Raw genomic sequence first — 385 nt, 5'->3', positions numbered from 1 at the left:
ATATTTGAATTGGAGTGATTCATAAAAGAGGATTTCGTTTTCAGGCTCCTTTCAGGGAAAAAGGCTTTAAACTAGCGGGTCCACTCAGACTCATTGTAGGAGGTCTCCGGTTTTGCGGTCTGCAGCAGGCCGGTGCCATCCACGATGCGGGCGACGTAGACCGGCAATTCCCGGCCGAACCTCTTCAGGTAAGCCCTTTCCATGGTCCGGGTGAACTCCTCCAGCTTCTCCAGCCGCACCAGGTTGATGGTGCAGCCCCCGAAGCCGCCGCCCATCATGCGGGCGCCCAGCGCGAACCCTGATTCTTTCGCTTTCTCGGCCAGGAAATCCAGCTCGGGGCAGCTTACCTCGTAGTCGTGCTGCAGGCCCTGGTGCGAGGCGAACA

Annotated in this window: 1 pseudogene; it reads right to left on the bottom strand. The window is 57.9% G+C overall.

What is annotated here, in order from left to right:
* Window positions 1-71 precede the first annotated feature (71 nt).
* Window positions 72-385 (bottom strand): annotated as a pseudogene (locus JT719_RS25730) (hypothetical protein); the annotation flags it as partial.

Origin of the sequence: Sabulibacter ruber (genome assembly GCF_017355955.1) — a bacterium.
GTDB classification, from domain to species: domain Bacteria; phylum Bacteroidota; class Bacteroidia; order Cytophagales; family Hymenobacteraceae; genus Nibribacter; species Nibribacter ruber_A.
Note: the sequence above shows the minus strand (reverse complement) of the source record. Positions and strands in the feature narration are given on the sequence as shown.